The sequence below is a fragment of the Paenibacillus sp. KS1 genome, from assembly GCF_001680695.1.
Lineage (GTDB): Bacteria > Bacillota > Bacilli > Paenibacillales > Paenibacillaceae > Paenibacillus_B > Paenibacillus_B suaedae.
Genome location: NZ_MAIS01000018.1, coordinates 33,287 through 59,609, shown reverse-complemented (window position 1 = coordinate 59,609; position 26,323 = coordinate 33,287). Strand labels below are relative to the sequence as shown.

Below are 26,323 nucleotides of genomic sequence, written 5' to 3'. Positions count from 1 at the left end.
ATAAAGATGAATGCTTGTTTTATTGCTCCACGAACAATGGCACCTGAACAAAACCTTGTTCCGTCGTTTTGATGAGACCGATATCTGACAGACGGAGCTCGGGAACGACAACGAGGGCAAGCAGCGATAAGGTCATGAACGCATAGTTCATCGTGCAGCCTGCCTTGTTCAAGGCTTCGCTAACTGCCTTCGACTGTTCCGCCACTTGCTCGAACGGCGCATTCGACATAAGGCCAGCAACGGGCAACGGCAAAGTTACGATTTCCGTCTCGGTAACGAGCACGATACCGCCCTGCATATCGGCAACGACATTCGCTGCTTTCGCCATAAGCTCGTCGGAGTTGCCGATGACCATGACATTATGACAATCATGTGCCACCGTCGAAGCCAACGCAGCCGGTTCCTGGAACCCTACACCGGATACGAAGCCTACTGCCTGCTTGCCCGTACCACGGTGGCGCTCGATCACGGCTAATTTACATAAATCCGCTTGATCTCGTAATGATGCGATTCCGTCTTCAACCTGCACAGACACAAGCAATTCCTTCGTGTCCACATGATTCTCCCTCACTTGAATCGAACGAGCGGTTGCAACACCGCCCGTAATCGGTGCTTCAATCACGAAGTCTTCTGCCTTTACCGGACGAGCCAAGTGTACGGAGCGAATCGCTGATTCGGGATAATGGAACTCTGGAAGTTCGACGACCATTTGACCATGCTCGGCGACTACTTGTCCGGCAGTAATCGTCATGATTACATTCACGTCGGAAATATGACCGTCCAGCATAATCATGTCCGCGAACGAACCCGGCGTAATCGAACCTACATCCCGCGCCACGCCAAATCGTTCTGCCGTATTAATGGTTGCCTTCTGTGATGCCGTCACAGGACGCACTCCCTGCGCAATCGCATGGCGTACAACGAAATCCATATGTCCTTCATCTACTAGCGACTCTGGACTCCGATCGTCGGTGACGAGTATCATGCGGCGCGTGTCGATATTGTGCTCAGTATGGGCCTTGATTGACTCCGCAACGTCATGCCATGCGGAACCGCGTCTCATTTTCGCATACATGCCCAGCCGCACGCGTGCGATGACATCCTCCGCATTCACGCTTTCATGGCAACCGGTAATCCCGCTGGCGGCATATGCTGGCAATCGCCAGTCTTGAACAGGCCATGTATAGTGTCCATCAGCTACTCTGCCTGCGCGCAAGGCAGCTTGAATTTCCCCAATCATTTTGTCATCGCCGAATACGACGCCCGGGAAGTTCATGACTTCGCCAAGGGCAATCATGTCCGGGCCCCACGTAAAGGCTTCCGCTACCTCGGCCGGTCCAATCGAAGCGCCTGCCGTCTCCAGCTCTGGGCCGGTAGAAGGCACGCAGGAAGCGACCTGCATGTAAGCGGCGAGTGGAGTCGTTCTCGCTTCATCAAGCATAAGCTTCAATCCCGGAAGTCCGAGAACGTTCGTAATCTCATGCGCGTCGAAAAAGCCGCCTGTTGTCCCTTTGGGCAATACAGCTCTTGCAAATTGCGTTGGCGTAATCTGGCTGCTCTCAATATGGCAATGCCCGTCAAGCAGTCCGGGCGCTACATAACGGCCCTGTGCATCAATAACTTTCGTCGTGTCTCCAATAAGATGACTTGCATCCTTGCCTACAAATGCAATCCTTGAACCTTGTACACCGATGGACATATCGTCCAATATTTCTCCAGAAGTCACATTGACCAGCTTGGCATGCTGAATGACAAGCGTCGCTTTCTTATCTCCTCTTGCCGTTGCTACGAGGTCAGGCACGCATTCTGCTAGATGCGTTCTTGCAAAGAGTGATGCGGATCCCATTATGTCGATGTCTCCTTTGTAAGAAAAATATGGTTATTCATGATGCCATCCTCCCATTATAGGTGATTGGGAAAATATTCTCTACAAGAAAAGACCGCAGCTAAGCTGCGGCCTACTTCCATTACTATGATTAGCTTGTTAATCAGGCTTCACTATAATCACATCTGCCTAACTTTATTTCACAGACTGTTGTCCTGCAATACGGCCGAATGTAATGGCGTCCGCAACTGCGTTGCCGCCGAGACGGTTCTTGCCGTGGATGACACCGGTTACTTCACCTGCTGCGAACAAGCCTGGGATCGGTTGTCCCTTCTCATTCAATACTTGAGTCGTCTTGTTGATCACCACGCCACCCATTGTATGGTGAACGGATGGAACTGCTTTTTCAATATAATAAGGGCCCTTGCTCATGTCCTTCAGGCCAGCACGATGATGGAAGTCCTTATCATCTCCTGCTTTTGCGAAGCCGTTGACCCGCTCAATTGTTGCCTTCAATGCAGCCGGATCGATGTTGAAGAACTTTGCAGCGTCTTCAAGCGTGTCCGCTTTATACAGCATGCCTTCTTTCACGAGTGCGTCGTATTCGTCCTTATGCACCTCGTGCGTCTTACTAATATTCGCAATATCTTCGTTCCACAGTTGGTAAGCGTATTTTCCCTCTTGCGCCAAAATTGCCTTGGAAATTACGTCGCGGCGTTCAAGCTCTTCAACAAACCGCTTACCGCTTTGGTTTACAAGGATTGCGCCATCGAAGCGGCTGTCCGCTACGAGCGAAATAACACCTGTTACTGGATCGCAGACCGGATACGTCTGAATGCTGTCCATGTTCGTTAATGCTGCCCCTACATCCTGAGCCATCACGATACCGTCGCCTGTAGAGCCAGGAGCATCTGTTGTCATGTATTTCTCGTCATACTCCGGATTATATTTCTTACGCATTTCTACATTGGAGCCAAAGCCGCCGGATGCAATGATAACGCCCTTGTTTGCATGGAACGTCAGCTTGCTTCCTTTAGCACCTGTTGCTTCTACGCCGATTACTTTGCCAGAGCTGTCTGTGAGCAGCTTTTCCACTTTCGTATCTGTCTTCAGCGGAATGCCAGCCCCATCCAAATGCTTCTTCAGCTTCGTAATCAGCTCTGCTCCTGTATGTCCCTGTGGAATAAGCGCGCGCTTCACGGAGTGTCCACCGAATTGGAAGAGATGATCCGGCAAAAATTCAACCTTGATTTCATCCTTCAGCCATTCTGCTGCCTTGGTCGCATTTTCGGCCATCGCGCGCACCATCTCAGGATCACCGACGTTGTCACCGCCTTTTAGTGTATCCTTAATAAACAATTCGACATCATCTTTGATGCCAAGCTTCTGTTGAACCCATGTGTTCGCCGCATTCATTTCCCCGCCGGAAATCAACGTGTTGCCGCCAACGGTTGGCATCTTCTCCAATAGTACGACAGAAGCCCCTGCCTTCTTCGCTTCAATTGCCGCACTGAATCCTGCTCCGCCTGCACCAACCACAACGATGTCATAGGTTTGTTCCGCAGGCTCCTCGGATTTGTTGGAGGAATCGGCCTTCTTCGCGATGAGCGTAATTCCTGCTTTAGATACAGCATCTTTGACTGCGTCAATGAAGCCATGGCTTGTCATGCTGGAGCCGCTGATTGCATCTACTTCAGCCGTATTCGTGCTGATCATATTTTCTTTCAATTGTTTATATACAGGCTCGGCCAGAACTTCATTCTCCTTCTGTTCGAGTACCTTAATGTCCGTAATTTCATTGTTGTCAAATGTAACCTCTACCTTGATCGCACCGTGCTTGCCATCACCTTCCCCGACAGATGTAATGGTATTTCCTTGTTCCTGCTGTGCGGTTCCTTGCGATTCCTTGCTACTTCCATTGCCACAAGCTGCTACCATTACAATAAGACATAAAATGAGCAGCCAAGTTCCGGCCTTACGAATGCTCTTCATGTTGTTATACCCCTCGTTTGTATATACTGGTGATCCGCTGCGCATGCGAAAGATGTACCGTACATGGATAATAGTAGCATATATTTTGATTGTTAAAAGTGAAAGTTATCACTTTCACCTAGTATATCTTTTATTTTCATATTTTCGCTGTAGACTTTACTTCATGTACTCGGATTGCAGCAGTCCCATATGGATAATATCGTGCCAAGCTCCATTGCGGAATAAGGCCTCTTTTATAACCCCCTCTTGCTTGAAGCCTATTTTCGAGTACAGCCTAATCGCTCTCTCGTTAAAATCGAACACCCGTAAGGACAATCGATGCAAATTCAACTCATTGAAGGCATAGTACAGTAAAATCTGCAATGCTTCCTGACCGTACCCTTTCCCCCAATAATTCGGTTCTCCGATATCGATAATCAGCTCCGCATTGCGATTTTTGTAATCGATTGAAATGAGCGACATGATTCCGATGGGCGTATCCGTGTCTGCGTCACCAATGATATACGATTTCGAACTCGAAGATCCAAGTATAACAGTGCGAACAAAAGCATCAGTATCCTCAGGAGCATATAAATCCATATGCGGATTCGTTGTCTCCATCACCCTTGCATCGTTTCTCCAGCTATGATACACCTGTGCATCCTGCTCCGTCATTTTGCGCAATCGGATTCTTTGTGTTGTGAACATAGGAATGCCTCCCTGCTTCTCTCTTGTTTAGAAAACTAATAATAATTGCTTTATCCCTATTATCAGCCTTGCAAAAAGAGGGAAAAAGGGTATAATTCTTGCTTACATGTCCCCTTTTAGTGAGGTGAGTCAATTGCTTCAACTGGATTATTTATCATTGCGCGCCTATCTCTACGAGCGTGAACATGAGCATACCGCAATGCTGCGGCTGCAAGAACTGGAGAATGTATGGCATTGCAGCCGGAAAAATGCTAAACGAAAGCTACATAAGCTGGTATCTGAGTATGATTGTACTTACATTCCCGGACGCGGCAGAGGAAATCAATCGGAGATTTGCTTCGCTACGGATTTTTATGAGGATCTGCTTGATTTCATCCAGCTCTGTCTTCAGCAACAGGACATGGAGCAGCTGCTTCAAGTGCTTCAGCTTCCTTTTCCAAGGCAGTGGATCGGTGATTTGCAAAAGCCTATACAAGAGCAGTTGGGGCTACAGTCTACAACATTAGGCAAGGATGTGTTACATGCAATTACGACCTTTCCGGTAACGAATCTTGATCCTGCGTTTGTATCGATCACCTATGATTCAATGCTTTCCGCGTTGATCGGGGATACACTGCTCCGTTATGATGCCGATCAGAATGAGCTTGTGCCTCATTTAGCTATTGGGTGGGAGGTCGATGAACAGGGGCTAACATGGACGATATATTTGCGCAAGCAGGTATGGTTCCATCACCATCGCGCTTTGACGAGTCGGGACGTCAAGTTCAGCATGGAGAGGCTCATGCATTCAGCCTCTCCCAATCACTGGCTTGCCCGGGATATCGCATCTATAGATTGTCCTTCGCCACTCGTGGCTCGCATTATACTACATCACTCGAATCCTTTGTTTGGACGCTATCTGGCGTCAACACCGATGATCATCCTGCCCGAGGATGGTGAGAATACGGACAGCTTCTTTATCGGCACAGGGCCATATCGAATTGTATCCTGCCAGCAGAATCGAGTTGTACTGCATGCATTTGATTCGCATTTTCGCGAGCGCGCTTATATGGATGAGATCCATTGTTGGCAAATGCCCCCGGAACGGGCACATCTTATTCAATATGACATCCCTAGCACTGGAACAGTTCCTTTCAATGCGGCATATGATCGCCCTACGGAACTTGGATATCGGTTTGCTATGTTTAATACGAAGCACTCTTCTACCATGCGGGATCGCATGCTGCGGAAAGCGTTGAACGAATTGCTGGACATGGAAACCATGTGGAAGGAGTTAGGCAGAACTGGGCTTATCCCAGCCTCTCATTTTTTCCCGTGGAGAAGCACACTGGTCAGGAAAAGTCTAACAGACGCAAAAAGATGGCTAGCCTCCAGCTCCTATAGCGGCGAAAAGCTGCGGTTATATATGCTGGATATCCCAGAGGCATGGGAGGAAGCAGGATGGATTCAACAAAGGGCGCTCTGTATCGGGATCCATATCGAACTTCATCCCTACTCCTTTAAAGATGTCCATGATTCGACGAACGATCCGCACATGGATATCATCCTGTCCGGTGAGGTATCATCACTAGATCCACATCTGTCAGTGCTTGCTGCTTTCCGCAGCGATGCATTGGCTTTCCGTCGTTATTTGTGCGATGAACAGCTCGAATGGATTGATTCCCAATTCGTTTTGTTCCAGCATGAAAATGCGGAGGAGAGAGAAAGACGAATTGATCGCATCGTTCAATACGTAGTTGATGAAGCCTGCATTGGTTTCATGCATCATCCGCAGCACGTGCGCCCCATTCATCCTATGCTGCAGCCTGTTCAATATGATTCATTTGGATTTGCTGACCTGTATAAATTATGGACTCCACCGTTGAAAAATTAATATATACCCAACAGGAGCGCAGTGTGCATTGTCTTATTTTGTGCATACATGCTCCTGTTTTTTTATTTGCTTGCGTATTGCCTCAAAAATGACAAGGATTGCTCCAATGCCTTCATTCCAGACTCGGTATCTAACTTAAATTGGAATTCATGCTCGGTAATCGCCTCATTCTGCTAGAAAAAGAGCGAATGAACCGGGGCATTCACTGCCTCCAGCCTTGCAGCCAGCTCTCTTCCGTGCTCCTCAAATGAATTTTTGTTGCCATCGGTAATAAAGGTTGGCGGATAATCCTTCGTCACAAAGTTCACAACCGAAGCTAATTTCACCTTCTCCACTTCATGCCAATTCTTCTCTCCGATGTAGCTCCAAGCTACTTGATTCAAGAAAAATTGCACAGGCAGCGAATACTTCGTACTGTGGAACAGTTGAAGATCGAATGGGCCGCAATACAGCAGCATTCCCTTTATTGTGCCTCGTGGCACTGCTTGCTCCATACCCATTTGACGTGCTAAATCTGAGTTCGTCTGAATGGCAGTATAATTGCTGGCAATCTGTGCTCCTGCCGAATCTCCGGCAAAGAACAGCCGATTCGTATCAATTGGGAAGCGATCTGGATTCGCCTTCACATATTGATAACATTCATCCAACTGCAAAATAGGTGTTGGATATTTGGCTTCTGGTGCGCGCTCATAATTCATCGCCAATACCACATAACCTTGACTTGCTAACATGGTGGAAAAAATCGCAAGATCCTTCTTATCCCCTCCAACATACGCACCGCCATGCACCCAGATAATAGTCGGATAGGATTTCGCTTCTTCGGCGCTTGATGATTGTGGCAAGTATATATCGAATTGGTTGTCCTTATACCTCGATGGATAGGTCAAATCATGCTGAACCTGCACTTGGCTGCTATACGATGCGTACCCTGCTGGCTGGGTCGCGATTGGAGTCTCAAATAGTTTTCTTACAAACAGCGCCGTTAATGCAGGTGTGCTGTTCACCAATATGTAGGGAATCAAAATTATGAGAATAAGGGAGATCAGAAGCCAGATTCTGCGTTTTCGCGGTTTTTTCGTATGTCGCATGACCAGCCCCCCTTTGTCTATTTATCCATTATAACGCATAAATCATTCCACTCAAAAATCACAAAGAGCGCATAGCCTAGCTATCTAGACTATCACGCTCTTGGTTATAAGCCAATGCTACATTGACGTGTATAACGGCAACGATATCATTAAGATTGAGTTTTTATCCATTTCGCCATGTCAGTAATAACATCAAGCGGTACGTTGCCCGGCAGCTTATATTCTTCTCCGGTCGATGGTTTATCATACGGTACAAAAACATGGTTCAGCTTCGGATACAGCTTGTATGCGACATTGGTACGAGCCGACAGCGCCTTCTTCCAGCCGTCTAAATGCTCCTTGCCCACTTGGACATCATTGTCCCCTTGGATGAGGAACATTGGAACTTGCTGAGTCTTCGCAATGTCTCCGCCATAATAGTCGCGGAAATCAAACCACCAAGAAGGTGTGCCGATTGGCAGATTTGCCGGGTAGTTGTCGACTGTATATTCTTTATTTTTTATGATTTGAAGGGACTGCTTCCAAGCTGCTACTTGTGCTTCCAATTGAGCAATTGCCTGCTCTGGAAGCTTCGACTCCTTCGCACGAGCCAATTGGCCTTCGAATTGCGTCAGCATGAGATCCTCAAGCGGGCCAGATGGCCCTGCTGCAACTACAGCTCCCCGAATTGCCTTCGCAGTATCCTGAGCAAGAATTCTAGGCACGAGCATTCCGCCTTGACTGTGGCCAAGCACAAAGATCTGCTGCTTGTTCAGCCGCTTGTCTTGGGCCGCCCATGCAACCGCATGAAGGGCATCATCTATCGTCTCTTCCTTCACCGTAAAGCGTGGAACTGCGGTGGACTGATACGAATATTCACGCGTCCGCTTCTCATAACGAATCGTTGCAATCCCCTGCTTGGCAAGGCCGACGGACAGGTCACGGAACATCTTGCTGCTGCCGATCGATTCATCTCGATCATTCGCACCCGATCCATGTACAAGCACCAGAACCGGATAATTCCCGTCTCCTGACGCTGGCACTGTCAGTGTGCCCGGCAGCTTGAATTCCCCTTCTCCGATTACGATCGACTCTTCTCTATAAGCATCCTTATCATCATAGGATGGGGCTTGATATTGACCTTGGGGTACGAAATTGAAATACATATCATCCACCAAGCCGTCCTTAGCATAACGGAGCACCACGGATAATACCGAGCCTTTATCAGTCTTGAATGAGACGGCAGCATTACGATGCACATCATTTTCAGTTTGCGTGACTTGGATCAATTGGGTTGGTTGTCCGAACATCGTCGTAATTTGCTTGGCAAACATGCCGATCGGGTACACGTGACCCGCTTTCTTGAGTGCCGGAGTCAGAGAAGATTGGATCTGCTCCACCATTTCCGGACGGTCAGCAGCTGCTGCGAATTGCATGACAAATTGAGACGCACGCGTCTTCCAGTCCGACATTTCTGCTTCCACTTTCCCATTTACCCATTTCGCTTGAATGTGCAAGGCTTCACACAGATCGTTCCAAGGTACAACCAGAGTTCCTTGCTCCACTCTAGGTGCTGCAGTCAGCTTCAACGGTTGGCCGCTAATCGTCGATTCAACAGATCCGCTGCGTACGATCCATACACGATCCCCATAAGTAACCGTTGCTTCTTTCGTACTCTGATCCCACTTTACATAAGCTCCAATTGCGTTCGCCGCTTGCCGCAGTTGCACCTTGCTAGCAGCTTCCTTCTTTTCTGATGCCGCTTCCTGCTTCGTCTCCTCTGCAAATGCAGTTGGGACTGCGCTCCCGAGCAGCAAGCATGCTGCCATCATCCATTTCCAAGCTGATTTATTCAATTGGAATCCTCCCGGCCACAGAATTAGAACTCATTAGACATTTAGATAAATGTCTAAATAAAAGATATCACAACACCCAATTCCATGTCAAAAGAATCCATAACCCCTCTCCCCCTAACATTGGCGGGGATAGTCGCTATGAATCCAGCTCATATTAACAACACATTCGGTTCACGATTGAACCGAGTGCAGCACGGCTAGACAGATGCTTGCATCTATCCAGCCGCAAACTTACTATGCCTTATTGGGCTCATTTCAAGAGGAGGCTATCATCCATGTCCATTCCAAAACATCGCCGGGAAAACGCCGATAAAATCCGCAAGCAAACACCGCATGCGCATGGCAAGGTGAAATCATTCAAGGAGCTTGTTGAGGAGTAACATGCATGATAAGGGGCGACTTGGGCATTTCGCTTATCTCGTAATGATGCAGCGAAGCTTAGTCCCCCTCCTTCCCTAATGGTATGAAAATTGTATCGTTTCACAAAGAATTAATTGATTTGAAGGCTGATTTTCCTTCTAGGTGCATAAGCTTGCATGGAGAGGTATTCATTGTACGCAGATCGCAGATACATCGTACGCAAAGTCTGAAGATTGGAAACTTACTTCTCTGGATTGTTCTCTGATTGTTCTTTCATACGTGCGAATACGAATTCATAGCTGTGGTTGCCATGATTCAAGGATCGCTTAACGCGGGAAATGGTAGCCGTGCTTGCATTCGCCTCAGCTTCAATCTCACTGTATGTGTTATGGTTGTGCAGCATCTTCGCAACCTGGAAACGCTGAACCATCGTCTTAATTTCATTTACTGTGCACAAATCATCAAAGAAAGCATAGCACTCTTCAATCGTCTCCAAAGATAAAATCCCTTGGAAAAATTCATCTAACGCTTTCCCCTGCAGCTCTTCTATTAACATATGTCTACCTCCTTGAGTACTGACTGGCTGATTTCCAATCTCATCATGTTGAAGGTGGGATTAGAAGGTCATTCATATGACATATCCAGTTATGTGATTTTTTTCTCCAAGTATCTGAAATAGGTATAACATATTATAGCATTATTTTTCATTAGTAATTAATACCACATATTTCATAAGAAGAGCAGCACCTTCCATAGAAAAAAAGCTGGCTCTATGCACCAACTTTTCTTCTTATCGTTTGCGATTATGCTGCTTTGGAAGCTTTGGAAGCTTTCGTAGATTTTCCCAAGAAACCGTACAAAATGTTGAGAAGCGGTGCCACAATACAGAAAATAGCGAACGGCAAATATTCAAGTGTCGATACGCCGAGTGTCCCTGTAATAAATACCCCACTGACGCCCCAAGGAATTAGCGCATTAAAAGCTGCTCCGCCATTGGCGAGTATTCTCGTCATTTCCTTGCGTCCCACATCAATCGCATCATACTGAGACTTGAACGCTTCTCCCGGTAAAATAATGGACAAGTACTGCTCTCCAAGGAGAAGGTTAATCCCCATAGAGCTTAGCGCCGTCATCAGAATCAGCTTTCCTTTTGTGCTAACAAATGAAGAGATGCGAGAAATAATCGTTTTGATGATGTTCATTTCTACCAACAGCCCGCCTAATGATAATGCAAGCAAAATAAGGGATACAGACCACATCATGCTCTGGATACCGCCGCGAGACAACAGCTTGTCCACGCTCTCAACGCCTGTGTGCGCAACGTAACCATCCTGCATCAGCTTAGACAGGCTTGCCAAGCTTGTGTCTGGATGATAAATAAACAGAACTCCGATGGTAAAGACGATGCTTAGCAGCAAAGTCGGAATGGCCGGAATTTTACGCCATGCACATAGGAAGAGCACTAATACCGGAATCAAGGTCCATGCAGATACGGTAAATGACGAATTCAAGGTCTGAACGAGTTCGTTAATCTGTTCGCCTGTCGTCAGCACCTTCGCATGCCCTACAACTCCAAAGAAGAGAAGTGAGATCAGAAAGGCGGGAATGACGACACGCATCATATAACGAATGTGATCGAATAAATCGACTTCACCAATGGCGGATGCCAAGTTCGTCGTATCCGATAATGGCGAGACGTTGTTCCCTAAGAATGCGCCTGAAATGATTGCCCCGGTCGTAATGGCGGGATGATATCCCATGATCTGACCCATTCCGAAGAAGGCAATACCTACGGTTGAGATAGTTGTAAATGAGCTTCCTACTGTAATTCCCACGACTGCACAAATGACAAAGACAGAAGGCAAAAAATATTTTGCGGACAAGATGCCAAAGCCATAAACCATGATCGTCGGAATTGTTCCTGCTGCAATCCACACGCTGATTAAGGCTCCAATTAGCATAAAGATGAGAATAGGGATTAACCCGGGCGTAATGCCGTTCGATATTCCTTTGTGAACGCGATCCCAAGATATGCCCTTTATTTTAGCGAAGACGATAATAATCCCCAAGGAGAATAGTATCGGAATTTGTGGATCCATGCTTAAGCCGATAATACAAGCTCCTATAATGGCTAATAAAACAACTAAAAGAAATAGGCTTTCTTTCAGTGTAACCTCTTCTTTCTTCATATAAGCCGAACTCCTTCATGACCATCTATTGCAAATGCTGCGCTCGCAAAATGGGGTCTATAGATTGGACATATCCTATGCTGTCTTAGCGATTCATGCGTTGTTCAGCCTTATTATACGCACCATGCCATACAGGTCCTACAAATTGATTAAGCGCGAATCCGCCTCCAATGCCTGCTGTGACGAATTGCTTCGCTGCAGCTACCGCATCCTTGACCGACATCCCCTTCGCAAGACCCGCAGCGATAGCCGCCGCAAATGTACACCCTGCACCATGATTATGATTCGTATCCAACTTCTCAGCTTCGAACATCGTGAATGATCGACCATCGAACAGGAGATCAATGGCTTTCTGATCTTCCAATGTCTTGCCACCCTTAATGACTACGTTCTGTGCTCCAAGCTCATGGATCTTGGCCGCAGCTTCCTTCATATCCTCTAGCGTGCTGACTTTGCGAATTCCCGCAAGCTGCCCCGCTTCGAACAAGTTCGGTGTCACAACTGTTGCTTTAGGAAGCAGAAGCTCTCGAATGGCTTCGCCGTTTTCCGGTTGAACAACTTCATCCTCGCCTTTGCACACCATAACTGGGTCGATGACGACATTCGTGATGTCGTGCTGATCAATAACTTCTCTAAGCAGCTCGATGACAGGAATGGAGCCGAGCATGCCTGTCTTCATCGCATCTAGTTTGCCCCCAGATAGTACAGTTTTAATCTGATTGCGAACAAGTTCAGGATCAATCGGATATACGGCATGATGCCAGTTGTTATCCGGATCCATGGTTACGATGGAAGTAATGGACGAGAAGCCAAATGTTCCATATTCTTCAAAAGTCTTCAGATCCGCCTGCAATCCTGCGCCGCCGCTTGAATCTGAGCCAGCAACTGTTAATACCTTCTTGATGTTTGTCATATCCGGCACCCCTTGGATAAAGAGGAATGCGCAACAACCGAAGATTGTTACGCATCCCATTTTTATTAATGTGAATCTTACATTTCGTACATGTAGATTTTTTCAAGCTTGTCTTGCATTGCTTTCTCAATCTTAAGCGCATATTCTTCGAATACGTCTTTGTCATGAGCATATGGAGACAATGCACAAGCACGAAGGATTGTAACCTTACCTGCACGATCCCATTCTTCTCTGCTAAATCCAAGACTGTTGACGAATTCCAATGGGCTGTTGCCATAGTCAGGAATTGCGAAGTCTGTATGAGATGTAATGAATTCGTTGCTGTACAATCCGCCCTTCACATAGGAAGCATAGTCGAAGAAGTCATGGTTCAACTTGTTCATTTTCTCCAAGTCTGTGTTGCCTTCTTCGTTAAATACATAGTCATCCATGTTGAAGTCTGGTTTAGTCAATGGATGAAGTTTAATCACTTTGCCATTAACGTTGAATGTTCTTTCCTTCAAGAAGTTGTAGAAGCGGTAAGCCCCTTCGATGCTCGCACCCATCAATTTACCAAAGCCTGTAACGTTGAGTGGCAATACTTTGTGTGCTGTCCATACAGCCGCTGCTGTTGCACCTGCTTTGGAACCTTCGAGAATATACGCACCAAGCAATGCTGGGATATCTGCACCCTTCTCGAATACGTATGTTGCGAAGTAAGAGATCGCGTCGCGCATTCTGATATCTTGAATAACGATTGCACCTGCAGAGTAAGGGATATAGCCCATTTTGTGCGGGTCAATTGTAATGGATTCAACTTTGCTCATTGCTTTGAAGGCTTCATATACATCTTCTGTAAGCCATTCGTCCTTCAAGCTCATATCAGTGAAGATATTGTGTTTCTTGAATACTTCATTAATTTTGTTGTATTCGATAAATTGATCATTCTCATCCAAGAAGATGGAGCGTGCATAGCCGCCGTAAGCTGCATCGACATGGATATAGAAGTAGATGCCTTCTTTCGCCAATTTTTCACGAAGAGCAACGATTTTATGAATATGGTCGATTTGACCTTCTTCTGTACTGCCGACTACGCCGACAACCCCAAGGATTGGCGTATTTTCTGCTGCCAATTCACGAATGCGTGTTTCCAGCTTCTCAATATCCATATGATAGCTGCTGTCTACATCGACTGCTTCAACAGCATCCAAGCCGATACCGATAATGTCGGCTGCTTTCAACCAGGAATAGTGTTTTGTTTGCGGAATCAGCCATTTACCAAGCTTGTCCAAATAACGACCGCTGCGTGCGGATTTTGCTTTGATGTCGTCCAATTGATCTTGAACTTTGTCCATGATGTCCATGATTTCTTGCGTAGACATGTTGAGCAATTCCCATTCGGATTTGCCTTCTACATGCTCAGGCGCAACTTCTTTAATCGCAAGCGGCAAGGACTTGATGTTACGTGCATACCAGAGACCTTCCAAGTTCGCGATGGAACCATCAGCACAAATGTGGCCCCAGCTATGTCCTTCGCGATAGCTCATCATTTTGCACAATTCATGTCCAACTTCTTCTTCCATCTGGGATGTACCTGGAGAAGATTCATAAGCTACGTTGTTACCGTTCCACAGCATTGCTGCTGTATAAGCAATAATTGCTGGCATCAATGTTTCCGAGTTCATATGACCCCAGAAACGTCCTGCTGTATGCCATGGCAAGGATTCGGAACGAAGCTTGGAAGACAATTGATCGAATACGCTGCGCATATGGTCTGCAGTATCTCGGAAGCTCTCAGAGCTCTTATCGAAAGGAGAGATGACTGGCAAATCTTGCGGTTGATAGTTTTGTCTCCAGCCAACATGCTCGTCCACAATTTTATTCAATACTTCTTTGAAGAGATTAACGTTCTCGCCTTTAGAACCAAGGAATAATGCTTTCAAGTTAATTTCCGGAATTTGATAGTTCATGTTCTATTCCTCCCGTGATGTATAAATGAATTGAATGTGATGAAACGAATTGATGAAGCACTTAATTTGTGAAACTATTCACTCTTTTTCCAGCTTGGCTTCTTGAATTTATATATGATAAGGGCGATGCCCACCATAACAATTGTTGCGCCTACTTGATAAATGATATAACCCGTTGTTTGGCTTGGTTCGAGAATAGATGGTGGAATCAAGCTAACAACCAATGTTATGCCTACGCTCAACAAGGCCAGCAAAGCTACGAACCACATCAAGCCATTGCCTTTGCTGCCAAGTCGGAATGGTCTTTCGACTTCAGGCATTTTGTAACGAAGACGAATTGCTGAAATTGCGATAAAAGCATATACGAGACAATAGAGAATTGTCGTTGTAATTGTGATAATCAAGAACGCACTGTTTACGTCAGGTACTACGATATAAAGAACGGAAACTAACGAGATAACAATCGCTTGAATCAATACGAACGAAATTGGAATACCTTTTCCATTTCTCTTTTGGAAGAATGGCGGCAAGTTACCATCTTCTGCGACCTTGATCATCGATTTACTTGGTCCAAGTACCCATGCACTAAGCTGAACGAGTACACCGATCAAAATCATTGCCGAGATAATATTAACGAAAATTGATGGAATGCCTAAGTCTTCACAGAAGATCAGGTAAGGCTGCGTAATGTTCGCAAGCTCCATTTTCCCCATTGGAACACCGTTTGCTACAGTAAGACCTGCAATCAGGTTGAAAATAACCAGCAAGATAACGGAAGCGATAACTGCAATCGGATAGTTGCGTTTCGGATTTTCGATGTTATTCGCATGTACAGAGGAGATCTCTACACCAGCGAAGATAAAGATGATACCGGACAAGAATGCCAAGCTTCCCAAATCGCTTAGATTCGGCAACAAATTGCTTGCTTTGAAGTCAGCCAAGTAACCTTGTGGGTTAATGCCATTTTTGATCATGTACATAATACCCAGGATTACGAGAATAACGAATGGGATATATACCCCGATAATTGCGCCCCAGTTACCTGCAATTTTGACCATATCGAACTTCAAGTTCAATAATGTAACGCCCCAATATGAAATCAGGATAACTGCGAATATGAAGTAATTGTTTGATGATAAATCGGGAACATTAATGACGTATCCAAATAGAACCCCTACTGTGGATGCGACCATTACCATCCCGAAGAACATTTGTACCCATAAGAGCCATGAGGTAACGAAGCCCCATTTCTCGCCCAAAGCGTTTTTAACCCATACTTGCGGTCCGCCCTCTTCAGGGAACCCTGTTGACAGCTCGGCTGACATCAACGCGATTGGCAAGGCGAACAATACGGCTGCAACCAACATATAAAAGATTTGAGTCCAGCCGGTGGCGGCAAGTGTCGGCACACTACGAACAGTACCGAAGAACGCCATCGTAATCCCAATTAACCCGAATAGCGTCAACTTTTTTGAATTGGCCATTGATCTATCCTTCTTTCTCTCAGTTGTCTAACCTTTTCAATCTTCCTAAATTATTCAAATCAATGAATAAGGTATGAATTGAAACTATAGGAATGCAATTGAAACGCTTCGAGCTCACCCCTTGATCATATGAAATTATTTATATAGTTTTGTTAATCGATTAACTTGCACCGTCAGTATACGCCTCATTTTTTTGTTCTGTCAATTCGATTCAACACCTTGTCACATAAGGTTTTTTCGTCATTTTCCAGAATCTTGTTAGCAGATACTTTAAAGCTTTTTCCAGCAATTCGATGAAGGCTTTAAAGGTTTTTCGCTTCTATAGGTAAAAGCATTTCCAGGGTGAAATAGTGAATATAAATGCGGTAAATAGTATTTTTATATATACATCAATTCATCTTCTCTATCATTTATTTATTGATATTGAACACACATCCTTTCAATCATGAAATAAAAGCACACATGGGGATTGGTTGCCTACTAGAAGATATCACTATCATGCGTTGGGGAAGTTGTTCTTATTCCCTAAGGTTGAACGTAATTGAGGGCAAAACTGGATTGGGGAACAAAGAGTGAAGAAAATACAAAAGGGAATACTTATACATGCTGGGGAATATGTTTACCGGTTTGCTGGAGTAAGGGAAACCTCTCAGAAATAGATAATACCCTCTCTATTTCTATTTTTTATCAAATTCCAATCAAATGCTTGAAGTACGCAGATACAAATGAAGAGGATTAATTTGGTAAGTAATTATGTTGAAATCGGCTATTTCTTATATCAAAACATGTACCCTTTCTTATTTTCCTATGATAATCCTCATATTTTAATTGTGAAATATATCATAGCCAAACATTTCAATTTTTGATCTTTTTATGGCCTTTATAGATTAATGCGCTCAATCTGCATCAGAAAGTGTATAATTTCTCTTCAGCTCCCACTTTTTTGAACCAAGCAGCATTCATTGGTGACGTTCCGTACAAAGAAAGGACTGGATTTTGTCTCAATCCAGTCCTTCAAACTTCTATCATCTATATAAATTAAATGATGACTCTATTTCTTAGGATGATGATCTATTTGAGCCGTATCCCAGGATACCAATCGAGCATGATTTCGAATGCAGCGTTCGCTACGACATCTTCTGTTCGGTACTCGCTCAAATCATATACAGGATCAGGCTTCAACTTCTCCATATATTCCTTCATCACTCTGCTGTATCCAATTAATCTGCGAGAAGGGAGTAGGGTACTTGGCTCACTACTCTCCAACCTTCGTTGTCCCCTATTCACTACAAGCTTGTCCAAGCCTTCGTCCATCTTTTGAACAGTCGCCTGCTGATCGCCCTTTGGGTTCACAACCTTCACGTTCACGGTCACATGGTCTACAGATTCTTTATCCAAGGCTCTGCACCATAGAGACAACCACGACTCTGCCTTAATATAATACCTGCCTTGAAAATAACTCTTAATTGTTGGAAGCAGAATATGTAGCTTAGGCTGGCAACTCTCTTCATTTCGTATAATATCCAACATTCGAAAGCAGCCTAGCGATATCTGCTTTACCTGTTTATACTTGCATAATCGATTGAACGCAATTAGCATACGGTCAAGTTCTTCATTCAGTTGATCGAGAGCCACTTCGGCAATCCCGAGATCGAGCATAAGCCAATTGACTTGCATGTCCTGATTGATAGCCGATATAATGCGATGATTCAGTAAAGCACTTTGCAGCGATTTTTTCCACGATTCTGGCATTTGGTTATCCTGCCCCCTAACTAAAGGAGATAAAGGAAAGAGAATAGCTGTAGCAGCTATTCTCCAAATTTCATGAGCAGCTATTCTCCCAATTTCACGAGGCTGTAGCTCTTTTTCCCTTTACGGATAATAATGAAGCGGCCATCGAAGGAATTGTCCACAGTAACTGTCATTTCCAGATCCGTTACTTTTTCTCCATTCATCGAAATTGCACCGTTCGCAATATCTTCACGCGCTTGACGCTTGGATGGTTCGATACCAAGATCAACGAGCCAGTCTACAATGTTTTTCTCTTCCTTAGAAGCATGGAATGTAGGCATATCTTTGAAGCCTTGCTCGATTTCATCTGCAGTCAGCGCTTTGATATCTCCGCTGAACAAGGCAGCTGTAATTTTCTGAGCTTGTACCAATGCTTCTTCGCTATGAACGAATTTGGTCATTTCTTCAGCAAGTACACGTTGAGCTTCACGTTTATGCGGCTCAGTTTGTACTTTCTCTTCCAACGTCTTGATTTGCTCTTGCGTTAAGAATGTGAAGAATTTCAGGTATCTAATTACGTCACGATCATCTGTGTTTGCCCAGAACTGGTAGAACTCGAATGGAGTCGTTTTGTTCGGATCGAGCCAGATGGCACCGCCAGCAGTTTTACCGAATTTCGTACCATCTGCTTTGAGCATCAATGGAATTGTCAAACCAAATGCTTTAGCTTCTGATCCTTCTTTTTTGCGAATCAAGTCAAGGCCGCTTGTAATGTTACCCCATTGATCCGCGCCGCCGATTTGCAGTTGTACGTCTTCATTAACGAACAAGTGATGGAAGTCCATCGATTGAAGAATCTGGTACGAGAACTCAGTGAAGGAGATCCCCGTATCGAGACGGCTTGCTACGATGTCTTTCGCCAGCATCGTGTTGACGCTGAAGTTCTTCCCGTAGTCGCGAAGGAAATCAAGAATTGTTACGTTATGAGTCCAATCGTAGTTGTTCACCATGCGCAGGCCAGTGTCGCCTTCGTTCAAGAATAGCTTCTTCATTTGCGCAGTCAATGCATCTACGTTATTTTGGACTTGATCCATCGTTTGCAGCGTACGCTCTGTTGTACGGCCGCTTGGATCGCCGATTGTCCCTGTTGCTCCACCAATCAAGATTACCGGACGGTGTCCTGCAAGCTGGAATCTCTTCAGCATCATGAATGGAATCAAGTGTCCGATATGCATGCTGTCCCCAGTAGGGTCAACACCACAGTATAATGATATCGATTTCTCGCTTGTTAATTTACGCAAACCTTCAGCATCTGTCTGTTGATTAATGGCACCGCGCCATTCCAATTCGTCGATAATGTTCATCATTGTGATTCAGCTCCTTGGTGTGAATTTATATTTGATAATTGGGAATGTAAGTTCAAAACGCTACCTTATAGGTTTAGAAATACAAAAAAATCGTCTCCTTGTCTATTGTAGACATAGGGACGATTAATTAACCGTGTTACCACCCAGCTTGCATGAACAGTGCTGCAGCCACTATTCATACCACTCTCGGCAATGATATCGATTGCCAATCCGCTTAGCGTTACCTAAGAACCTCCAGAGTGTAATTCGCAATTCATTGTGTGTACCAGGTCGCATCAACCCCTGGCTTTCTGAGAACAGTGACAACATTGCTACTTCGCTCTTTCATCGGGTTATTCAATATTAGATTACTGACAATCTTAGAACTTATTAAACCGTCTGTCAACACCATTTTTTTGAAATTTTAAAAATTGAAGAAGTTCGGAATCAGGGATCTTTTACGCCTCTGCTACTGTCCGTTCGCAATTAGTATAACTTAAACGGTATGTTCTATACAGCTGGATCAACGTTCAAATCTTCCATTAAGCCCACAACAAGGTCTTGATACAATAGGTTTGATTTGCTCATGGACTGGGATTGGTATTTGATTAACTATCGGCACAACGAGTTAAAATGTGTGTACTTGAGTAGATAGCTACGACAACTATTGACCAGCCTGTGTTTATGAAGATAGATCATAGCAGCAAAACCAAATGCGGAGAAAAAAATGGACTCTGTATCAAGTTGACATAGTAAGGGAAGTAGGATTGAGATTGATTCTTCATAGAAACAATCTATTATACCTAAAGCCATCATACAAAATATAGAAAAGACAATATACAATTGAATAAACATTTAAATATTTGAACGTAGAGCTCATGAAAATACCGTCAGGATGATCCCTGACGGTATTTTGGGTTCTGCGCGTATTCGTTACTTATTCAACATCATATACAGCATCTTCGAGATTTCCGCTCTCGTTACTGAGCCGCGCGGATCGAAACGGTTGTTGTCTTTGCCGTTAATGATACCCGCTGCTTGCAGCTTCGTCACCGCATCCTTCGCCCAGCCGGAAATGCTGCCCAAGTCAGCAAATGCTGGCACGGAGGACGATCCCGAAATTGGCTTCTTCATGTATTCTGCCATTTTGTTCAGAATCACTGCCGCTTCTTGGCGCGTAATCGGCTCCGTCGGACGGAATTTGCCGTTGCTGCCCTGTACCAATCCCAGTTCAGCCGCTTGGCTCACATAGCCTGCATAGTAACGGTCTGCCGCTACATCCGCGAATGGCGTCTGTCCTTCTGCTGCTTGGATACCCAGCGCACGGATGACAAGCGTCGCGAAATCCGCTCTCGATACATGCAAGTTCGGGCGGAATTGGTTATTCTCCATCCCCCTAATGATATTCTTCGCAGCCAGCTTGAGGATGTACTCATCAGCCCAACCGCCAGTTAAATCAGTGAACTGCTTGTGCTGCTCAAGCACCGCGAATTGCGCCAGTTGATCCGTCGTGAAGCTAATTGTGCTGCTATCGAATACGCTAGGGATCAGCTCAGCCTTGCCGCCAACCAGATGATACAGGTTCGCATAATCTTGCTGCAAATGCTTCTGTTGCTCTGCCGTAAGCGTACGCTTCACTGTAATCGGACCGCTGAACTTCAATACCGTTGTCTCCGTCTTCCCTTTTACCGTTACAAGCTTGAGCGTGAATACTACGCCCGTCGACTTCAGTTCACCGTTCGAGCTGATTGCCGCGTTGATTGCCGTCTGGATTGAGGAATTCATCGTCGGATCAATATGAAGTACGATGCGATCCGCATCTGCGATGCCATTCGGCAAGGAAGCTGCCGGAATCGTCACGGTAAATCCAGATCCCACAATTTCAATACTCAATTTGCGCTCTTTCGCTTTCTGCACACCAGCCGCATCCAACACGAGCTGAGCCGCTTGTTCCGAAGACGCTGCCTCGAGCTTAATCGCCACTTTACCGTGCTCTGCTTCATTGACTGCTTTTTCAAGCGCAGCGCGATCTACCGCATAAGCGCCATCCGCGCCAGGTTTAATGCTCATAACCCCTTTGTCCGAAGAAGTCTCCGGCTTAGGCTGAGGTTTTGGATCAGACTTTTGTTCTGGCTTTGGATCTGGTTTCGTAGTACCTGGGCCTGGATCAGGATTACTCACCTTACCTGTATAGAAGCCCCAAATATCCGATAACACTTGACCGCTGTTGCCGTCTTCTGCCTTCGTATACCATTGATAGTAGCTATCGCCTTGGAGACCGTTCCAAGTAAAAGCTGCCTGCTGGCCGCTCTTCACGTTATTCACTTTGCCGATCGGTAATTCACTATAGACCTTCACGCCAATGTAGTCGGTTGCGACGCGTTTGATCTTCGGCTGTAATTCCAAATCCAGCGAGAACTCGTCTTTGCCAGGATAGAATTCAGGATCATAATAGTTATAATCGTCCAAATATGGCGAATACGTCTTGATGTGAAGCTTGTTGTTCTTCATGTCGAACTGCATCAGACGGATATAGCCGAGACCGCCTTCCGGCGCGCCTTGATAGTCCGCGAGCATCTGATAGACTTTGCGCTTCTCGCCGTTGTCGTTTTCCAGCTCATCGATCTTCAGCTGCGCATCGTGATAGTGTCCGGACAATGCCGCGATGACGTTCTTGTTCGGCTTAATGACTTTCTCGAAAATCTTATCGGCAATCGGGGCACGGTTATTGGAAACGAGCATGTATTCATGCAAGCACAAGATCGCCTTACGCTCCGGATATTTCGCCACGACTTCATTCATCCAGTCAATTTCCTTGTCTCCCAGACCCCAGCCCATGTAGACGATAATAAAATCATTGCCTCCGGCCGAGACGAGATCGTAGTGTCCGCGATTGTTCTGATAGGACTCGCCGTACGCTGGCATATCCTTGAATCTCTGTTCTCCGAAATACTGCCAGTACTTCGTATAGTCGTTGTCTTGGTGACCAACGTCATGGTTACCTGCAAGCACGCCGTAAGGAATGTTGGCATCTTCCAACACCTTCATATCCTCGTCCGCTTCCTGCCATTGATACTCTTGATAGGATTTATCGACGATGTCTCCCGTATGGATGACATATTTAATATTGTTGCTCTCTTTGTTATCCTTCACCCAGTTCACGATTTTTTTGTAAATCTGAGGATAACTCTGCGAGTAGTACTGCGTATCCGATATCCATACGAAAGAGAAATCATACGGATCTTGGGCCGTATAAGACTTCAGTTCCTTCATCTCCGCGATCTCATCTTGCACGATGATCTGGATTGTTTGTCCCATTGCATAGTCTTCGACCTTAACCGTGGACTTCAATTCGAAATCCTCTGTGCCTGCAATGCGGGTAACGAGCTGCACCCATTTCTTCGCGCTCTCGTTCCAAGCATACAAGCTGACTTTACGTCCTTCGATTGATTTGCCCTTCCAGACGATATCGACGCGGTCTGTCTTCTGAACCGCTGGGTCAAGCTTAATCTCATAACGTTGGTATGGGAATTGCTCCACTGCGTCATTGACTAAGTAATCGCCGTCTTCTGCGCTGATCTTACGGTAATCCTCTGCCGTTAATGTCTGCTCTCCTTCCGGAATCATGACCTTCGGCGGTTCGTTATCGGATGCGTTCATGAAGCCTGTGAATCCTTCTGCAGTACGGTTGCCATCATATTGGAAGCCTCTGTAGAACGTGACGTTCATCGGATCATTCGTCGGATCCTGCACTTTCACTTTCAGACCCACGCTGCCGCCCAATTCGGATTGACCCTGCGTTGGCGCAATCAATTCCGGCTTCAGCGGGTTTTCCTCCGGCGTCGTGAACGTTACCGTGCGCTCCGCTTGATTGCCCACCTTATCGGATGCCGTAATCGTCAGCGTGTGCTTGCCCGCCTTCATGCTGCCGGAAGATAAAGCATATGGAAGCTTAATATCTTGGTTATCCAGCTTCACGGCCACTTGGTCTACGCCGGCAAGCTGGTCTTTGATCTCCGCATCCAGCTTAAAGTTGCCGCGGTACTGCTTGCCTTCTTCAACATTCGGCTTGATCGAAGGCGGCGTATTGTCTACGGTGACATTCGCCGTCACGTCAACGTTTTTGCTATCGGTCACTTTCACCTGATGCGCGCCGTCCGCCACTTTGGTCGTATCCCAAGCATAGGCGCTCGACTGGAAGTACTTCGCATCCAGATTGAAGTTGAAGCCGATTCCTTCCATTTTCCCAGGGCTGTCGCCGATTTTGATTTCTTTCCCCTTCACGTAGAGTGGATCCCAAATCTCGGTACCGTCCGCTAGCATTAAGCGCACGTTTCGTACTTCAAAATCGTCTTTATTCTCTTCCTTCCGGTCGTCGAATGGGCTTGTCTTCGATCCTGCACGAATATAGATCACGTTATCCGCACCAATGTGGAAGCGGCTCGCATCGATTTTAAAAGTCAATGTCGTATACGTCGGGATCGGATCCATGAACGTATAGAGAATCGTCTTATCCTTCTCGCTCTCCGGTCCCATCGTGACGGCATTCTTGAAATAATAGTCCACGTTCTTCGCTTCGAAGACAAAGTATGCGTCATGCTCTAATGCATCGAACGAACCTTGAGTAATTGCTTGGCCGTCTACGCTTAACTTCAACGTATTTGCAGGCGCTGTCTCCGACGTCCCTTTCAACGTCTTCGTGCCGTTTACGATATCCCCGTTCTTCACGTTGAGACGGAGCGGATCATGACCCGGCTTGCCGGTGATGTCCACCTTGGCCTTCGCCGTCTCCACCTCATTTGTACCATCAGATACCATGAAATAATATTCAATATACTTGCTGCCGATCAGCGTAGCTGCAGGCACGAGATAATGATACAACGAATCGGTGAAATTCTGCGTTAGCGCATAACCGGTATATTCCGCCTCTTTGTCCGTGCGGATAAAGACTTTTACCGTCGCCACTTGCTTCTCATCATCCGCAAAAGCCTTCAGATCAAGGTTCTGCGATTGCTCGACCGACGTTATGCCAGAGCGGTCTTCTGCCTTTGGCGGCGTCGTGTCTTGCTCGACATGTACAGGCACGGCCGGAACGAGCGCCGGATCGATCACGCCAGGGGCAGGCGCCGCGAGCCCGGAACTTGTCTTGATCATCGTGATGCTGCCGTCCATTGGATATTTGAATAGAATCGCTTTGTCTTCCTTAGTCTCGTCGCTCACGCCGCCTTCATATACGGTCGTTGCGTCATAATTGGCATAAGAAATTTCTTTGCCCGTGTTCGTCTTAATGACGATACCACGACGACCCGAATTCGCCATGCCGTCACTCATGATTACGAACAAGTTCGTATCCTCAACCAAGTTTGTCTTGTGGAAGTTGTTGAAATCCGCAGCCGTATAGCTATTGTTCGCTCCGTTCTTAATCCAGAACACGACCGACTGCTGAGAAGGAATCATGAAATCTTCTTTGGTCGTAGGCCATTTCAAATCAGCTTCCGGCCCATCATCAGGATATCGATAGTTGACCTTGTAGTTCTTAAAATCGATCGGTGCATCGGTATTGTTGTACACTTCAATCATTTCGAATGCGTCCGATGACGTGTTCGGTACGTTCGTCGTGTTCGGGACGATCTTCGTTACGAGCAAGGATGGGACCTTCGCCGCGTTAAATGGCGGAATATTGACATCCACGGTGTAGCTCTTCTCGACGTCTTTCACACGAATGGTGTAATCGAGCGTGGATTCAACGAACGCATTCGCCGGAATGGTGACGCTATAATCATTGCCATTAGGTTGCAGCTGCTTCATTGCCAGCAGGGTGTACTTCGCCTGCGATGGCGACTTGTACAGCAGCTCCACTTTGTCAATTTTGACTTTATCCGGATTGTTCAGCTTCGTAGTAATGAGTAAATCTTTCGCATCGACTTGCTTCGCCGAAGTATGCTCGATTTGAAGCTTGTCCCCTTGTACCGGCGGTAAAGATTCGATCTCGACCGCATATGTACCCGTACGCTCCGGCTGCTGATTTCCGTCCACTGCTTCAATATAGTATTGAAGCAAATTGCCATCAACGACCGCTTGTCTCGGAATCGTAGCTGTATGCTTCACGCCGTCAGCCGACGTCATCACTAGCGGCGTATAAGCCGTCTGAACGTCCGTCTTATAGTAGACGGAAGCGGTAACCGAAGTCAGGTTTCCTGTGATGGACGCATCGATCGGCACATCTTGATTTACGAGCGTCTTGCTTGCCGGCACGTGATCGAAATTTAGAGTCGTAGCAGTATGCGGTTCCCCGATATCAGAAGGGAATGCTGGCACTTGATTCGCCTCGACGGTTCCGGGGGAAGCCGGTTGCGATTCCGCTGCGCCTACCATCCCCATATTCTTGCTTGCATCCATTGGATAGCTATAGTGAATGCCATAATTTTCTTTGGACTTGGTTACCGAATATGCCGCTTTGGCAATCTCGACACCACCTTGCGTATGAATCGCTATGCTGCGGTCTCCCGTATTCGCCATGCCTCCGCCCGCATCAATCCGGAACAGGTTCGTATTTTCAATCAAATTGGACGTATATCCGTTAATTGTATAATTGCTGTTAAATGCATCAGCCGGCTCGTTCGTATTACTGCCATTCATGATCCAGAGCACGATCGTCTGATGCGGCTTGATGATCACGGGCACTTGCTTATCTGTAAGCGACCAGTCATTGTTGCTGCCGTTGTTATACACGACTTTGTAATCTCTGAAGTTGATGTCACGGTTCGTATTATTGTAAATCTCAATACTCTCATAGCCGTCGGCCGAATTCACATTCTTCGTATCCGGCACCAGCTCCGTAATTAATAGCTTCGGTACCTTGGTATAATCGAATCCAGGTGAAGCTTGCGCCAATGCGGGCTGCAGCACACCAAGCAGCATGCTCCCCAGCAATGCCAGAGACATCCATTTTCTGCGTATTCGCATGTGATCTTTTCTCTCTCCTTTGTTATCTGTTACAGAATGGTAGATGTATTGCTACTGAATTCTACCCCCAAATTGTAATATCCAG

Annotated in this window: 15 protein-coding genes and 1 other annotated feature; of the genes, 2 read left to right on the top strand and 13 right to left on the bottom strand. The window is 46.1% G+C overall.

Annotated elements, in window-relative coordinates:
- Positions 1-19: 19 nt before the first annotated feature.
- From BBG47_RS08475 to BBG47_RS08465, 3 genes are all read right to left on the bottom strand, one after another.
- Entirely contained in the window at positions 20-1,846 is a 1,827-nt protein-coding gene (locus BBG47_RS08475; RefSeq protein WP_065291376.1) for an adenine deaminase, read from the bottom strand.
- A 174-nt stretch (positions 1,847-2,020) separates the two neighbouring features.
- The gene (locus BBG47_RS08470) at positions 2,021-3,817 is read right to left on the bottom strand and encodes a flavocytochrome c (protein ID WP_065291375.1); all 1,797 of its coding nucleotides are present in this window, start codon (positions 3,815-3,817) and stop codon (positions 2,021-2,023) included.
- A gap of 156 nt (positions 3,818-3,973) precedes the next feature.
- Positions 3,974-4,504 (bottom strand): GNAT family N-acetyltransferase, encoded by a 531-nt coding sequence (locus BBG47_RS08465; RefSeq protein WP_065291374.1) that lies wholly within the window; start codon positions 4,502-4,504, stop codon positions 3,974-3,976.
- A gap of 133 nt (positions 4,505-4,637) precedes the next feature.
- Between BBG47_RS08465 and BBG47_RS08460 the strand changes: the two genes are divergently transcribed.
- Positions 4,638-6,377, top strand: a complete 1,740-nt coding sequence (locus BBG47_RS08460; protein ID WP_083189166.1) for an ABC transporter substrate-binding protein — start codon at positions 4,638-4,640, stop codon at positions 6,375-6,377.
- Positions 6,378-6,550: 173 nt separating this feature from the next.
- Here BBG47_RS08460 and BBG47_RS08455 read toward each other — a convergent pair whose 3' ends face one another.
- Positions 6,551-7,465 carry an alpha/beta hydrolase gene (locus tag BBG47_RS08455; RefSeq protein ID WP_217492501.1) on the bottom strand — a complete coding sequence of 305 codons (915 nt, stop codon included), beginning with the start codon at positions 7,463-7,465 and terminating at the stop codon, positions 6,551-6,553.
- 149 nt (positions 7,466-7,614) lie between these two features.
- Positions 7,615-9,300, bottom strand: a complete 1,686-nt coding sequence (locus tag BBG47_RS08450) for an alpha/beta hydrolase family protein (protein ID WP_251488684.1) — start codon at positions 9,298-9,300, stop codon at positions 7,615-7,617.
- 275 nt (positions 9,301-9,575) lie between these two features.
- Between BBG47_RS08450 and BBG47_RS30660 the strand changes: the two genes are divergently transcribed.
- On the top strand, positions 9,576-9,680 hold the full coding sequence (locus tag BBG47_RS30660; protein WP_005543954.1) for a DUF6254 family protein: 105 nt from the start codon (positions 9,576-9,578) through the stop codon (positions 9,678-9,680).
- Positions 9,681-9,901: 221 nt separating this feature from the next.
- Here the strand turns inward: BBG47_RS30660 and BBG47_RS08445 are convergent, their stop codons facing one another.
- From BBG47_RS08445 to BBG47_RS08410, 8 genes are all read right to left on the bottom strand, one after another.
- Positions 9,902-10,216, bottom strand: a complete 315-nt coding sequence (locus tag BBG47_RS08445; RefSeq protein ID WP_065291372.1) for a YerC/YecD family TrpR-related protein — start codon at positions 10,214-10,216, stop codon at positions 9,902-9,904.
- Positions 10,217-10,463: 247 nt separating this feature from the next.
- Positions 10,464-11,849, bottom strand: a complete 1,386-nt coding sequence (gene nhaC, locus BBG47_RS08440) for a Na+/H+ antiporter NhaC (RefSeq protein WP_065291371.1) — start codon at positions 11,847-11,849, stop codon at positions 10,464-10,466.
- Positions 11,850-11,934: 85 nt separating this feature from the next.
- Positions 11,935-12,762, bottom strand: coding sequence for a pyridoxine/pyridoxal/pyridoxamine kinase (gene pdxK, locus BBG47_RS08435; protein ID WP_065291370.1), 828 nt, complete (start codon positions 12,760-12,762; stop codon positions 11,935-11,937).
- Positions 12,763-12,839: 77 nt separating this feature from the next.
- Complete coding sequence (gene tdc / locus BBG47_RS08430) at positions 12,840-14,711, bottom strand: tyrosine decarboxylase (RefSeq protein WP_065291369.1); 1,872 nt, start codon at positions 14,709-14,711, stop codon at positions 12,840-12,842.
- A gap of 74 nt (positions 14,712-14,785) precedes the next feature.
- Complete coding sequence (gene tyrP / locus BBG47_RS08425; RefSeq protein WP_065291368.1) at positions 14,786-16,195, bottom strand: tyrosine-tyramine antiporter; 1,410 nt, start codon at positions 16,193-16,195, stop codon at positions 14,786-14,788.
- Positions 16,196-17,266: 1,071 nt separating this feature from the next.
- Positions 17,267-17,947 carry a protein rep gene (locus tag BBG47_RS08420; RefSeq protein ID WP_065291367.1) on the bottom strand — a complete coding sequence of 227 codons (681 nt, stop codon included), beginning with the start codon at positions 17,945-17,947 and terminating at the stop codon, positions 17,267-17,269.
- Positions 17,948-18,027: 80 nt separating this feature from the next.
- Positions 18,028-19,290: a tyrosine--tRNA ligase gene (gene tyrS / locus BBG47_RS08415; RefSeq protein WP_065291396.1), complete on the bottom strand. Its 1,263-nt coding sequence runs from the start codon at positions 19,288-19,290 to the stop codon at positions 18,028-18,030.
- Between the two features lie 115 nt (positions 19,291-19,405).
- Positions 19,406-19,630 (bottom strand) — a binding site (T-box leader).
- A gap of 575 nt (positions 19,631-20,205) precedes the next feature.
- Positions 20,206-26,238, bottom strand: a complete 6,033-nt coding sequence (locus BBG47_RS08410) for an S-layer homology domain-containing protein (RefSeq protein WP_083189165.1) — start codon at positions 26,236-26,238, stop codon at positions 20,206-20,208.
- Positions 26,239-26,323: the final 85 nt, after the last annotated feature.

Excerpts from the sequence above, each read along its gene's own strand:
- BBG47_RS08475 (WP_065291376.1), bottom strand. The coding sequence starts at position 1,846 with ATGGGATCCGCATCACTCTTTGCAAGAACGCATCTAGCAGAATGCGTG.
- BBG47_RS08470 (WP_065291375.1), bottom strand. The coding sequence starts at position 3,817 with ATGAAGAGCATTCGTAAGGCCGGAACTTGGCTGCTCATTTTATGTCTT.
- BBG47_RS08465 (WP_065291374.1), bottom strand. The coding sequence starts at position 4,504 with ATGTTCACAACACAAAGAATCCGATTGCGCAAAATGACGGAGCAGGAT.
- BBG47_RS08455 (WP_217492501.1), bottom strand. The coding sequence starts at position 7,465 with ATGCGACATACGAAAAAACCGCGAAAACGCAGAATCTGGCTTCTGATC.
- BBG47_RS30660 (WP_005543954.1), top strand. The coding sequence starts at position 9,576 with ATGTCCATTCCAAAACATCGCCGGGAAAACGCCGATAAAATCCGCAAG.
- BBG47_RS08445 (WP_065291372.1), bottom strand. The coding sequence starts at position 10,216 with ATGTTAATAGAAGAGCTGCAGGGGAAAGCGTTAGATGAATTTTTCCAA.
- nhaC (WP_065291371.1), bottom strand. The coding sequence starts at position 11,849 with ATGAAGAAAGAAGAGGTTACACTGAAAGAAAGCCTATTTCTTTTAGTT.
- pdxK (WP_065291370.1), bottom strand. The coding sequence starts at position 12,762 with ATGACAAACATCAAGAAGGTATTAACAGTTGCTGGCTCAGATTCAAGC.
- tdc (WP_065291369.1), bottom strand. The coding sequence starts at position 14,711 with ATGAACTATCAAATTCCGGAAATTAACTTGAAAGCATTATTCCTTGGT.
- tyrP (WP_065291368.1), bottom strand. The coding sequence starts at position 16,195 with ATGGCCAATTCAAAAAAGTTGACGCTATTCGGGTTAATTGGGATTACG.
- BBG47_RS08420 (WP_065291367.1), bottom strand. The coding sequence starts at position 17,947 with ATGCCAGAATCGTGGAAAAAATCGCTGCAAAGTGCTTTACTGAATCAT.
- tyrS (WP_065291396.1), bottom strand. The coding sequence starts at position 19,290 with ATGAACATTATCGACGAATTGGAATGGCGCGGTGCCATTAATCAACAG.
- BBG47_RS08410 (WP_083189165.1), bottom strand. The coding sequence starts at position 26,238 with ATGCGAATACGCAGAAAATGGATGTCTCTGGCATTGCTGGGGAGCATG.